12 protein-coding genes are annotated in these 12,826 nt (G+C 67.1%); 11 read left to right on the forward strand and 1 reads right to left on the reverse strand.

Features of this window, described 5'->3' with window-relative positions; translation table 11 throughout:
• Positions 1-257: 257 nt before the first annotated feature.
• The 11 genes from nrdR to H4Q84_RS18020 all read left to right on the forward strand — a co-directional run bounded on the left by nrdR (position 258) and on the right by H4Q84_RS18020 (position 12,548).
• Positions 258-755 (forward strand): transcriptional regulator NrdR, encoded by a 498-nt coding sequence (gene nrdR, locus H4Q84_RS17970; RefSeq protein WP_248580440.1) that lies wholly within the window; start codon positions 258-260, stop codon positions 753-755.
• A 115-nt stretch (positions 756-870) separates the two neighbouring features.
• A complete protein-coding gene (locus H4Q84_RS17975) occupies positions 871-3,747 on the forward strand; it encodes a vitamin B12-dependent ribonucleotide reductase (protein ID WP_248580441.1) in 2,877 nt (958 codons plus the stop codon).
• A 68-nt stretch (positions 3,748-3,815) separates the two neighbouring features.
• Complete coding sequence (locus H4Q84_RS17980) at positions 3,816-5,297, forward strand: RNA-directed DNA polymerase (RefSeq protein ID WP_248580442.1); 1,482 nt, start codon at positions 3,816-3,818, stop codon at positions 5,295-5,297.
• Between the two features lie 796 nt (positions 5,298-6,093).
• A complete protein-coding gene (locus H4Q84_RS17985) occupies positions 6,094-6,363 on the forward strand; it encodes a type II toxin-antitoxin system VapB family antitoxin (protein ID WP_248580443.1) in 270 nt (89 codons plus the stop codon).
• Complete coding sequence (locus tag H4Q84_RS17990; protein ID WP_248580444.1) at positions 6,360-6,746, forward strand: type II toxin-antitoxin system VapC family toxin; 387 nt, start codon at positions 6,360-6,362, stop codon at positions 6,744-6,746. The genes H4Q84_RS17985 and H4Q84_RS17990 overlap by 4 nt, the downstream gene beginning before the upstream one ends.
• Before the next feature lie 176 nt (positions 6,747-6,922).
• Positions 6,923-9,487: an ATP-binding protein gene (locus H4Q84_RS17995; protein ID WP_248580445.1), complete on the forward strand. Its 2,565-nt coding sequence runs from the start codon at positions 6,923-6,925 to the stop codon at positions 9,485-9,487.
• Entirely contained in the window at positions 9,484-9,915 is a 432-nt protein-coding gene (locus tag H4Q84_RS18000) for a roadblock/LC7 domain-containing protein (RefSeq protein WP_248580446.1), read from the forward strand. Before H4Q84_RS17995 ends, H4Q84_RS18000 begins: the two co-directional genes overlap by 4 nt.
• Positions 9,916-9,966: 51 nt before the next feature.
• The gene (locus tag H4Q84_RS18005; RefSeq protein ID WP_248580447.1) at positions 9,967-10,305 is read left to right on the forward strand and encodes a DUF742 domain-containing protein; all 339 of its coding nucleotides are present in this window, start codon (positions 9,967-9,969) and stop codon (positions 10,303-10,305) included.
• Positions 10,286-10,882: an ATP/GTP-binding protein gene (locus H4Q84_RS18010; RefSeq protein WP_248580448.1), complete on the forward strand. Its 597-nt coding sequence runs from the start codon at positions 10,286-10,288 to the stop codon at positions 10,880-10,882. Before H4Q84_RS18005 ends, H4Q84_RS18010 begins: the two co-directional genes overlap by 20 nt.
• Positions 10,883-11,686: an ABC transporter substrate-binding protein gene (locus H4Q84_RS18015; RefSeq protein ID WP_248580449.1), complete on the forward strand. Its 804-nt coding sequence runs from the start codon at positions 10,883-10,885 to the stop codon at positions 11,684-11,686.
• Between the two features lie 61 nt (positions 11,687-11,747).
• Positions 11,748-12,548: a calcium-binding protein gene (locus H4Q84_RS18020; RefSeq protein WP_248580450.1), complete on the forward strand. Its 801-nt coding sequence runs from the start codon at positions 11,748-11,750 to the stop codon at positions 12,546-12,548.
• A 4-nt stretch (positions 12,549-12,552) separates the two neighbouring features.
• On the opposite strand, the gene H4Q84_RS18025 is transcribed toward H4Q84_RS18020, so the two are convergent.
• Entirely contained in the window at positions 12,553-12,804 is a 252-nt protein-coding gene (locus H4Q84_RS18025) for a DUF3253 domain-containing protein (RefSeq protein WP_248580451.1), read from the reverse strand.
• Positions 12,805-12,826 lie beyond the last annotated feature (22 nt).

Here is a 12,826-nt window from a genome sequence, read left to right on the forward strand (position 1 = left end):
CGTCTGGGCCCGTTGGAAAACTTGTCGGGTTCGGCTTGCCAATCCCTGGTGCCGCGACGTACGGTTACCACAACATCTAGGACTTACACCGGTGTAGTTATCCACATCTAGTGCACAGCTGCCCGGCGTGTGGCCCACAGCACAGCAGTAGTTCATCCACAGGAATCAGACCTTCATCCACAGGCGTTACACCCTACGAAGGGTGCTATTTGTCGCGCCCCGACGATGACTGGCCAGCTACGAGAGGAGGCCGCGAGATGCACTGCCCCTACTGCCGCACCACCGACACCCGGGTCATCGACTCGCGCGTCTCCGACGACGGCGGCCAGATCCGCCGGCGACGTACCTGCCAGGACTGCGGCAAGCGGTTCAGCACGGTCGAGCTGATGCAGCTGGTCGTCCTCAAGCGCTCCGGGGCCACCGAGCCGTTCACCCGCGACAAGGCGATCTCCGGGGTCCGGAAGGCCTGCAAGGGCCGCCCGGTCACCGAGGACCAGCTCGCCTGTCTCGGCCAGGCCGTCGAGGACGCCCTGCGCAGCGACGGCTTCGCCGAGGTCCCGGCCCACGAGGTGGGCCTGGCGATCCTGGCGCCGTTGCGAGAGCTCGACGAAGTCGCCTACCTCCGCTTCGCCAGCGTCTACCGGGCGTTCGAGTCGGCCGACGACTTCGAGGACGAGATAGCGATGTTGCGCGCCGAGCGCGCCGTACCAAGCCCGCCGGAGACCGCTGAAGCGGTCCTCGTCGAAACGGGCTGACCACAGACTGCCCGGCACGTAGTGGGGAAGCTGCGTGCCGGGCGTACCACTTCGATGACTGCACGACATGGGTCATCAACTTGAAGATCAACTCACGAGGGATCAAGGGAGAACCATGACCGAGACGGTGAACACCGGCACCGCAAAGGGCGCGCACAAGCAGTCGGGAGTGCGCATCGAGCGCGTCTTCTCGACCGAGGGCGTGCACCCCTACGACGCGCTCACCTGGGAGCGTCGCGATGTGGTCCAGACCAACTGGAAGACCGGCGACACCGTCTTCGAGCAGCGCGGTGTGGAGTTCCCCGACTTCTGGAGCGTCAACGCCTCCACGATCGTCACCACCAAGTACTTCCGCGGCGCCGTCGGCACCGACGCCCGCGAGTGGAGCCTCAAGCAGCTCGTCGACCGCGTCGTGAAGACCTACCGCAAGGGCGGCGAGGACCACGGCTACTTCGCGACCCCCGCCGACGCCGAGCTCTTCGAGCACGAGCTGACCTGGCTGCTGGTCAACCAGTACTTCTCCTTCAACTCTCCCGTGTGGTTCAACGTCGGCACGACCTCACCGCAGCAGGTCAGCGCCTGCTTCATCCTCTCGGTCGACGACTCGATGGACTCGATCCTCAACTGGTACAAGGAAGAGGGCTTCATCTTCAAGGGCGGCTCCGGTGCCGGCCTCAACCTCTCCCGCATCCGGTCGTCCAAGGAACTGCTGTCCAGCGGCGGCACCGCGTCCGGCCCGGTCTCCTTCATGCGCGGCGCCGACGCTTCAGCCGGCACCATCAAGTCCGGTGGCGCGACGCGCCGCGCGGCCAAGATGGTCGTCCTCGACGTCGACCACCCCGACATCGTCGAGTTCGTCGAGACCAAGGCGCGCGAGGAGGACAAGATCCGCGCCCTGCGCGACGCCGGCTTCGACATGGACCTCGGCGGCTCCGACATCACCTCGGTGCAGTACCAGAACGCCAACAACTCGGTCCGCGTCACCGACGAGTTCATGCGCGCGGTCGAGGACGGCACGCCGTTCGGCCTGCGCTCGCGCTCGACCGGTGAGGTCATCGAGACCGTCGACGCCCGTGAGCTGTTCACCAAGATCAGCACCGCCGCGTGGGAGTGTGCCGACCCCGGCCTCCAGTACGACGACACGATCAACGACTGGCACACCAACCCCGAGACCGGCCGGATCACGGCGTCCAACCCGTGCTCCGAATACATGTCGCTCGACAACTCGTCGTGCAACCTCGCGTCGCTCAACCTGCTGAAGTTCCTCAAGCAGGACGACACCTTCGACTCCGAGCTGTTCTCGAAGGCCGTCGAGGTGATCATCACCGCGATGGACATCTCCATCTGCTTCGCCGACTTCCCGACCGAGCCGATCGCCGAGACGACCCGCGACTACCGCCAGCTCGGCATCGGCTACGCCAACCTCGGCGCGCTGCTGATGGCGATGGGCCTGGGCTACGACTCCGACGGCGGCCGCACGATGGCCGCGACCATCACGTCGCTGATGACCGGTGTCTCCTACCGACGTTCGGCCGAGATCGCCGGCGTCGTCGGCCCGTACGCCGGCTACGCCCGCAACGCCGAGGCCCACAAGCGCGTGATGCGCAAGCACCAGGCCGCGAACGACGTGGTCCGCACGCTCGGCATCCCCGACGCACAGGTCCACAAGCTCGCGACGGCCGCGTGGGCCGACGTACAGAAGCTGGGCGAGGCCAACGGCTTCCGCAACGCGCAGGCCTCGGTGCTCGCGCCGACCGGCACCATCGGCTTCATGATGGACTGCGACACCACCGGCATCGAGCCCGACTTCTCGCTGGTGAAGTTCAAGAAGCTCGTCGGCGGCGGTTCGATGCAGATCGTCAACCAGACGATCCCGCGGGCGCTGACCAAGCTCGGGTACGACGCTGAGAAGGTCGAGGCGATTGTCGCCTTCATCGCCGAGCACGGCCACGTCATCGACGCGCCGGGCCTGAAGACCGAGCACTACGAGGTCTTCGACACCGCGATGGGTGCGCGCTCCCTCAAGCCGATGGGCCACGTGCGGATGATGGCTGCCTGCCAGCCGTTCCTCTCCGGCGCGATCTCCAAGACGGTCAACCTGCCCGAGACCGCGACGGTCGAGGAGATCGAGGACGTCTACCTGCAGAGCTGGAAGCTCGGCCTGAAGGCGACCGCGATCTACCGCGACAACTGCAAGGTCGGCCAGCCGATGTCGTCCGGCAAGGGCGAGAACAAGGGCAAGGCCGACGACGGCAAGCAGACCCCGGTCGAGCCGACGGTCGTCGAGAAGGTCGTCTACGCCCCGACCCGCAAGCGCCTCCCGAAGTCGCGTGTCTCGCGCACCACGTCGTTCACCGTCGGCGGCGCCGAGGGCTACATGACCTCCGGTGCCCACGATGACGGCCAGCTCGGCGAGGTGTTCCTCAAGCTCGGCAAGCAGGGCTCGACCCTGGCCGGTGTCATGGACGCCTTCTCGATCGCCGTCTCGATCGGCCTCCAGTACGGCGTCCCGCTGGAGACCTACGTCTCGAAGTTCACCAACCTCCGCTTCGAGCCCGCCGGCCTCACCGACGACCCCGACGTCCGGATGTCGCAGTCGATCATGGACTACATCTTCCGCCGCCTGGCTCTGGACTACCTGTCCTTCGAGGACCGCTCGATGCTCGGCATCTACTCCGCCGACGAGCGTCGCCGCCACCTCGAGACCGGCTCCTACGAGCCCCTCGCCGAGATCAGCGAGGCGGAGTCCCTCAAGGCCGACGCTGAGCCGCTGGTTGAGGAGGGCCTCCAGGCCCGTCTCGAAACCGAGGCTGTCGTCGAGGCCGAGATCGTGCCGGCGGTGAAGGAAGCCCACACCTCCGCCGAGCTCCTGGAGAAAATCACCGGCACCGCCGTCGACTCCCCGCTCTGCTTCACCTGTGGCACCAAGATGCGCCCGGCTGGGTCCTGTTACGTGTGCGAGGGCTGCGGGAGCACCAGCGGCTGCAGCTAAATAGGCGATTGCAATGGCCCTGGTTGGGATGTCCCCGGCCGTGCCCCTGGCGACTGAGGTGACATGTGATGGAGATTTCGAGCCTGGATGTGGAGGCGACCGTGCACGCCGGCGCTCCGTGGGTCCTGTCTCGCGACCTTCCTGACCCGGTCGGATGGGCAGACTTTGGCTATTCTCCCGACCTGACGGCGAACCTCATCAACGAGCGTCGGAGTAGGGGAGTGATCGTCTCTGCGGCCCATGCATTCCCGTTGCCCAAGGGCCTAGCGCCGACAAACCGTTGGTTGGCAAGTGTCGACGCCCTCGACGAACTCGCCTACCGAGTAATCACAGGACGCCTTGCGCAGAACGTGGACTCGGCACTGGGAGGCGAGGTGCTGAGCTACCGCTTGCTAAGCGGAGGTCCCGGCTGGACTGTAAGAGACTTCCGATACGGAGTGTCGGCTCGGCGTAATCGTCTCCGTGATGCGATGGCGAACTCGGGTTTCGGGGGGCTCGGGACACTGGACGTCAAGGACTACTACCCATCGATTCAGCTAGAGCCCCTTCGCTCCGTTCTTGATGGCATCGGCGTAACGAGTGCTGTCGCCGATCCGCTCATCGAAATTCTTCGATCCTGGCAGAGTGAGTGGGACGTACGTGGTGTACCCGTTGGCCCGGAGTCGTCTGGCCTGTTGGGCAACATCATGCTCATTTCCGTGGACAAGATCGTCGCTGACGCGTGTGATCCCTTCACCCGCGTCACTGATGACTATTTGATGAGCATCGGCAGCAACGAGTTCCCGCCGCTCGTCGAGGCTGTGACGCGCGAGCTTGCGAGGTTGTCGCTTGAGCTGAATGAATCGAAGGTGCGCCACTTTGTTACACGAGACGACGCAGGTCTCAGGCTATTTGATCGGGAAATCGAAGACTTGGTTATCGCGCTGCGCGACGACGGCGACCGAGGGGTGGAGCGGGTACGAGAAGCCTTCGAAACGGAGGCCCGCGCCGAGCTGCCGAACGAGTCTCGCCTGCGATGGTGCCTCAAAGTACTGTGCAATAGAGGCGATCCGTTCGCCCTGCGGCTCGTCGAAGAGTCGCCGACTATTGCCCGCATAGACCCGAAGGGGTTCGGAGCCTATTTTTCGAGGCTGGTCGGCGACAAAAAGATCGACCTTGACTGGCTGGTCTCGCTCGCCGTTCAGGACGCGACTCCGGGCTCGGCTGCGATACAGCTTCAGGCCCTGCTCGCCTGTTCAAAGGCGCGCATCTCGAAGGCGCTCGCGGTGCCCCTCGAAGAAGTTGCATTGCATTCTGGCGATTGGGTCCCACTCCGGTGCGCCTATGTCGAGGCGTGGGCCGCTAGCGAGGCAGGAAAACTCGGACATGCTGTCGAAGCCGCGATAGCTGTGGGAACACCCCAGCACAGAAGGGCTCTGATCCTCTCCGTTCGGCGATGGCGTCCCTCGACCAAAAGGACAGCAGGTCTGACCAAACTGCGCGCGGTAGCGCCTGAAGCGTTGCCTGCAATCGAGTGGATCTCGGATGGATGCCCACGGTTGGCCGCTTAGGGATTAGGGACTGCCGTGTGGTCGGACCAACTCTCGGTGGGCGCATCTAGAGAGTGGATAGACACGAGCCCCGCATCGCTCGGCGGGCTCCACGATCCTGCGTGCAAGGTCTTCGTGGTCGGACGCCTCGCCAGCGGAGAGCGAGCTGACGAACCGGCAGCAGGCGTTGCTCGGTGGACGGCCTGCGCACCAGCGCGACGAGCGCCGTGTCCTCGGTGAGTGGCATCTGGGCAGCGACTTCTTCGAGCGGGCGGCGGGTCGCGTACTTCAAATGAGTAGAGGTCCATGTCTCGAGGATGCCGAGGATCCGGGCTGAGCCTCCGGAGTTATCCACCGCGTTCGCGGCGTCGCGCCGATGCGTACGCGACGGTGGGCCGTACCAGGGGCCCGACAACCCGCGTGCGGAGCGGCCGGAGGACTTCGCGGGCGGGTGCCAAAGCGACCTGGCGCAGGGGTCAACCCAATCTGTGGTGCGACTGGCACGTCAGTTGGGATGGCAGCTGCCTCGTGTGGGACGGCACGGACAAGTCGTACTCCATGATCCCATGGCTGCGCTACCTGATCGCCCACTTCCTCAAGCCTGCTGCCAGAGCTTCGCGAGACCCGGGTTCGCACACTGGGCCCGGCTCGGCCAGCTCCGCGTTGCCGACGCGATCTACGTCGAGCTCGCCAATCAGTAAGGTATGCGCGTCCTCACCAGCGACGCGCGGCCCGCACGGGCCACCGATCTCGCGATCCTCCTCGCGTGACTTGCGACTGTAGACCGGTAGAAGGCATTGACGGTAGAATGGTAGACATGGGCCTGAACATCAAGAACGAGCGCGTCCACGAGCTGGCTCGCCAAGCGGCACGCGTCACCGGCAAGTCGCAGACCGGCGCCATCGAGGAGGCGCTCGAGCGGCTGCTGCGCGCCTATGACGCCGACCCCGCGGCTGCCCGGATCGACGAGAGGGTGGACGTCGTGCACGAACTGGTGGCGGCCTATCTGGCCAGCCCGGGAAGGGACGACGCGGAGGTCCGGCGGGTCGAAGACCTGTACGACGACGCCACCGGGCTGCCTCGGTGATCGTCGACTCGTCGGCGCTGATGGCAATCGTCAACGACGAACCCGGTGCCGGTCGGCTGTTGCGGGCCGCCGCAGGTGCTGACTGCCGGATGTCAGTCGCGACGCGTCTCGAGGTGTCGATCGTGGCGGACTCTCGTTCGGCCGGCCATGGTGAGCGGCTCGACCAGATCATCGAGGCGCTGGAGATCGAAGTGGTGCCGGTCTCGGTGCGACAGGGCGAGGTGGCGCGCGTCGCGCACAGACGCTTCGGCCGGGGCTCCGGTTCGTCGGCGCGACTGAACTACGGCGACTGCTTCGCCTACGCGCTGTCAGTGACCACGGGCGAGCCGCTGCTCTTCACCGGCAACGACTTCACCCACACAGACGTCGCCCCAGCGCTCTAGCAGCAGCCGTGCGGACGGGGCGGCGGCTCAACAGCCAGGATGCCGAAGCAAGCACGTCATCACCAGTTTGGGTGAAACGCCACGCCGGCCCCGGACCTGTCCTTATCTTGGATCGCGCCCCCCATCCAGGGGCTCGTCGCCGGTGGCGACGTCTGACTCGAACCAGCTGGGGAACGATGAGCAAGAAGCGCCCCTCACGTCACGGACAGTCCGAATCACCGCTCGCCGTCTCTGCCTGGCCATTGCGCCGCAAGGTGGCGCTGGCGCTCGCCGTACCGCTGCTGCTCGCGGCAACCCTCGGTGGGCTGCGCGTGGCAGGTGACCTGCAGGCGTCGTCGAACTCGTCCGCGAGCGCCACCCAGGTGACCGTGCTGCGACCCGCAGTCGACTACCTGACCGCTGCAGAGCGCGCCATGGTCGCCGCGCAGGCCACGACCGGCACGAGCGAAATCGACCTCGGTGGTGCGCTGATCGACCTCCAGAAGGCCGCCGCCGAGATCTCCAAGGCGCGGGACACCGCCGACCTGACCACCGAACAGCGTTACCAGGTCGACGTCGTGCTCGACCTGAGTCGGGCCCTGCGCGAAGGCGCCGAGGACCTCAGCCCGGGCACCTGGATCGCGCAGCTGCGGCAGCTCCAGTCCGGGGTGACCCAGCTGATCACCACCATCGTCAACGCCCAGACCGACCCGGAACCGCGACTCGAGCTCCTGTCCCAGACCCTCGCCGGCCGCTTCTCACTCGCCATGCAGCAGGCGCTCGTCGCCACCGAGCGCACCGGCAAGACCGGCTCGCTCGAGCTCTTCGCCGAGCTCGGCGTCGAAGGCTCGGCCATCGATCGCCTGGCCAGTGCGCTCGGCGACTCCGAGGCCTCCCTCTCAAACCTGCGCACCGAGAACGCCCAGCGTTTCCGCACCATCCGCACCGGCGGATCCGACCTCGGTGGCGAGCAGGCCTACACCGAGTACGACGCCCTCGTCTCGTCGCTGTTGACCGGCATCGACAACCAGCTGGCCGCCAGCGCGAGCAGTGCTCAGCGGAGTGCCCAGGTCAACGCCGGCATCACGCTCGGCGCCCTCCTCCTCGCCATCTTGCTGGCGTTCCTCGTCTCCCGCACCCTGCTCAAGCCCATCCGCCGGGTGCGCGAAGGCGCGCTGGCCGTGGCCAACCTGCAGCTGCCGGAGGCGGTCGCCAAGATCCGCGCCGGTCAGGACCCGGGCGCGATCGTGCCCATCGACGTCACCACGCACGAAGAGATCGGCCAGCTCGCCCGAGCGGTCGACGACATGCACCGCCAGGCCGTTCACCTGGCATCCGGCGAGGCCCAGCTGCGTGAGCAGGTCGGCGAGATGTTCGTGACCCTGTCGCGCCGCAACACCTCGCTGATCAACCAGCAGCTCGGTCTCATCGAGAAGCTCGAGAAGGACGAGGAAGACCCGCGTCGCCTCGAGAGCCTCTTCCGGCTCGACCACCTGGCGGCTCGCATGCGTCGTACGGCGGACAGCCTGCTGATCCTCGCCGACGCGCCCACGCACACCGGTGGCGAGCACCGGCTCACCGTCGGCGACGCGCTGCAGGCGGCGACGTCCGGTGTGCAGGACTACCAGCGTGTGCACGTGGGTTCGACGAGCAGCCTGCGCCTCGGCGACGACGCCGCGGCGGACGTCGTACACCTGCTCACCGAGCTCGTGGACAACGCGCTCTCCTACTCCTCACCGACCACCAACGTGACGCTCGCCTCCACCACGTCACCCGACGGTGTGACCGTCGAGATCACCGACTCCGGTCTGGGGATCCCGGAGGAGTACCTCGCGGAGATCAACGAGACCCTGCGCTCCGGTGGCGACGTCACGCCCGACACAGCGCGCCGGATGGGCCTGTTCGTGGTGAGCCGGCTCGCCCAGCGGCACGGGATCGTCGCGTCGCTGCGATGCAATGCCGTGAGCGGTACGACGGCCACCGTCGTACTGCCGCCGTCGATCCTTCCCGACATGCAGCACGCCCAGTCGCCGCGTACGCCGAAGCCGGCGCGCGAGGTCAAGGCCCCGACTCCCCGGCAGGATCCCGTGGTTCCGGCGGAGACGCCCGCAGAGCCGGACCGCAACTCCATCGAGGCCCGGATCAACGGCATCATCGGTCTGCCACAGCGCCGCCCGGGCACCAGCATCGACCGTGCCGAGGACCGCGCCCCGGCGGCACCCGAGCCGGCACCCGCACCGGTACCTGTCGCAGCGGTGACGGCACCTGAGCCCCCGGTGCAGGTCGTGCCGGAACCGACGCCCGAGCCCGAGCCCGAGCCCGTCCCAGCACCAGTCGTACCTGCCGTGCTCGCTGCGCCGAGCCCGCCGGTCACCCCGACCCTCGCCCTCGTCGAGCAGCCGATCCCCGAGGCGCCGATCGAGTACGACACCCCGATCTTCAAGTCGATGCGGTCCGCCTGGCTCAGTGCCGGCGGCACCGACGAGTCGTGGCAGTCCTCCGAGGTCGAAGCCGGCTGGGACCGCGCGGATGTCGTCGCAGAGGCGCCGACCGAGGCGGCCGTCACGTCAGCCGGCTTGCCGGTACGACGTCCCGGCAACCGTCTCGTCCCCGGTGGCGTCACCAAGCACGCGACCGTCACCGCCCGCAATCCCGAAGCCATCCGGGCTCGTCTCCAGGCGCACGCGGCCGGCGTCTCCCGCGGCCGCTCCGCCGCAACCTCGACCTCCGACCCTCAGCACACGGAAGCAGGCCCAGCATGATCGACATCAACGGCCACCTTGCCTCGCAGCAGGACGATCGCAACCTCGACTGGCTGGTGACCCGCTTCGTCACCGAGGTGACCGATGCGGCCCACGCCATCTTGGTGTCAGCCGACGGCCTCCTGATGGCAGCGAGCTCCAGCATTCCGCTCGACCGTGCCGAGCAGGTCGCCGCGGTGTCGTCCGGGCTCGCCAGCCTGGGTGTCGGTGCAGCCCGACTCTTCGACGGCGGCGCAGTCCTGCAGACCGTCGTCGAGATGGAGCACGGCTACCTGATGCTCATGAGCGTCGGCGACGGCTCCAACCTCGCCGTGCTCACGACCGAGGCTGCCGACATCGGCCAGGTCGGCTACGAGATGGCCCTGCTGGTCGAGCGCGTCGGTCAGATGGTGCAGGCCCAGGCCCGCGTCGCGACCACGAGAAGCTGACTGTGAATGGTCATGGGCTCAGCTGATCGCGTCGGACTGGACGGTGAGTTCGTGTCCGCAGCCCGGTTCGTCCGGCCGTACACGATCACGGCCGGTCGTACCCAGGCGACGGTCGACCTGCCTTTGGAGGCGACCCTGCGTCGTCAGCCCAAGGACATCGACGCCGGCCTGAGCTCGGGCGCGGTCCGCATCCTCGGCATGTGCGACACCCGCTCCGTGGCCGAGGTTTCCGCCCTCGTCTCCATGCCGATCGGGGTCGTGCGCGTCCTACTCAGCGATCTGGTCGAACAAGGCAACGTCTCGGTCCAAGCCACCATCACCGCGAACTCGTCGAGGGACGAGCGACTCGAGCTCATCGAAAGGACTCTCCGTGGACTACGCAACTACTAGCGCCAAGCGCGCGGCTGCGTCGACGAAGATCGTCATCGCGGGTGGCTTCGGCGTGGGCAAGACGACGCTTGTCGGCTCCGTGTCGGAGATCGTGCCCTTGCGCACCGAGGCCCTGGTCACCAACGAGTCCGAAGGTGTCGACGACCTCGCGGCCGTGCCCACGAAGGCCACCACCACCGTGGCCATGGACTTCGGCCGGCTCACCCTCGCCGAGGACCTCGTCCTCTACCTCTTCGGAACGCCCGGCCAGCGCCGGTTCTGGTTCATGTGGGACGACCTGTGCCTCGGCGCCATCGGCGCGATCGTGCTGGTGGACACCGCGCGGCTGGACGACTCGTTCTCGCCGCTGGACTACTTCGAGTCCAAGGGGCTGCCCTTCATCGTGGCCGTCAACCAGTTCGAGGGCACCGAGAAGTACACCCTCGAGCAGGTGGCCAACGCGCTCGCCCTGCCCGACGACGTACCGATCATCGACATCGACGCCCGCGACCGGGAGTCGGCCAAGCGGGCGCTGGTGCGCGTCACGGAATATGCCCTGCAGCGACTCACCGGGTCGCTCTCAGCGAAGGTGATCTGAATGTTGCCCCGTGCTGCTTGCGCCACCATCGCGGCGTTGATCGTCTCGTTCGGCGCGGCCGGCTGCGCCGCAGAGGACACCGCGTCCGCCGCGCTGGCCCCGGTCGTCATGAAGCCCGGCTCCCTGACGGTGTGCACCGACATGCCCTACGAGCCCTTCGAGTACGAGTTGGACGGCAAGCCCGCGGGCTTCGACGTCGACCTGGTCGCCGAGGTGGCGAAACGGCTCGACGTGAAGTCGGCAATCGTCGACACCGACTTCGACGCCATCCAGTCCGGCGAAGCCCTCAACTCCGGCGAGTGCGACGTGGCCATCTCGGCCATGACCATCACCGGTGACCGGGCCCGCGTGCTCGACTTCTCCAGCCCCTACTTCAACGCCTCGCAGGCACTGGTGCTCGAGGCGGGCTCCGCGGTGACGTCGCTCGCGGACCTCGGTGGCAAGAAGGTCGGTGTGCAGGGCGGTACGACGGGCGAGCTCTACGTCACCGACAACGCTCCGGGCACTGCCGAGATCGTCCCCTTCGAGGACTCCGCGGCGATGGATGCCGCGCTGGAGAAGGGCGACGTCGACGCCGCCGTCTACGACAACACCGTGGTGGGCGACGTCGTCGCCAACAACCCGGCGGTCACGGTGGCTGCGGAGTTCGACACGGGCGAGCAGTACGGCATGGCTGTGAAGAAGAACGGCAACGTCGACCTGCTCCGCACCATCAACGACGTACTGGCTGATCTCAAGTCGAACGGTGGCTACTCCAAGGTCTACGAGGAGTGGTTCGGTAGCGCGCCGAATACCCAAAATTAGGTAATTCCTGCAATGTTGTCAGGCGACGCTTGACATGCGAACTCGATCCGGGAGGGTCCCCATGCGCCGTACACCTGTCCTCATCGCGCTTGTCGCGAGCCTTGCTGTCGCGAGTCCTGCGTACGCCGGGAAGCCCACCAACGGTCGTGACGTCATCATGGGCAACGACAACGTCAACCGGATCGACGCCCTTCGCGGCAATGACACGATCTCCGGCCTCGGCGCCGATGACGTCGTCATGGGGCGCGCCGGCGACGACCTCGTGTACGGCGGCACCGGCAGCGACCGCGTGCAGGGTCAGGCCGGTCGCGACAGCGTGTACGGCGAGGACGACAACGACACCCTGCTCGGCAACAACGGCAACGACGTGCTCGACGGGGGCCTAGGCAACGACTCGCTGACCGGTGGCCCGGGAGTCGACCAGCTCGTCGGTGGCGAGGGTGACGACTTCGGGTTCGGCGGCACCGGCGCGGACGTCGTACTCGGCGGCGAAGGCAACGACCACGTCGCCGGCGGCCCCGACAACGACCGCGTCGACGGTGGCAACGGCGACGACGAGCTCGACGGCAGCCCCGGCGACGACCTGCTCATCGACGGCCCCGGCAACGACCAGGGCACCGGCGACGCCGGGGGCGACACCTTCTTCCTCGGATCGGGCGTCGACGACGTGTACGGCGAGGAGGGCGACGACGTCTTCTACGTCCTCAACGACGGGGAAGCCGACGAGATCTACTGCGACGCCGGCTACGACCAGGTGATCTTCGTCGGGAGCCGTGACGGCAACGACAAGGTCGGCAAGTTCGAGGCACGTGACTGCGAGTCGGTCACCGTCGGTGCCGCGCCTGCGGGCTGGCCCTACTGAGTCGTCAGACTCTCCGGATCCGAATGGGTCCCTTCGCGGACTCGAGGTCGACGACCTGGCCGCCCTGGGTGATCTCCACTTCGCCGGAGCTCACGAGCCTGCCGGCTGCCTGACGGGCGGGTTCCATCAGCTCGCGCCAGTCGTTCTCGCTGCCGACCACGCGAGCCGCGTCCGATGGACAGATCGAGGCACCGAGCCGGCGCTGCGCGAGCAGGTCCAGGATGGCAGCCTCGAGGCGCTCGTCGTGTGGGTCCACGACCCCAGTGTGCCGGCAGTGC

Origin of the sequence: Nocardioides sp. InS609-2, assembly GCF_023208195.1 — a bacterium.
Classification (GTDB): Bacteria; Actinomycetota; Actinomycetes; order Propionibacteriales; family Nocardioidaceae; genus Nocardioides.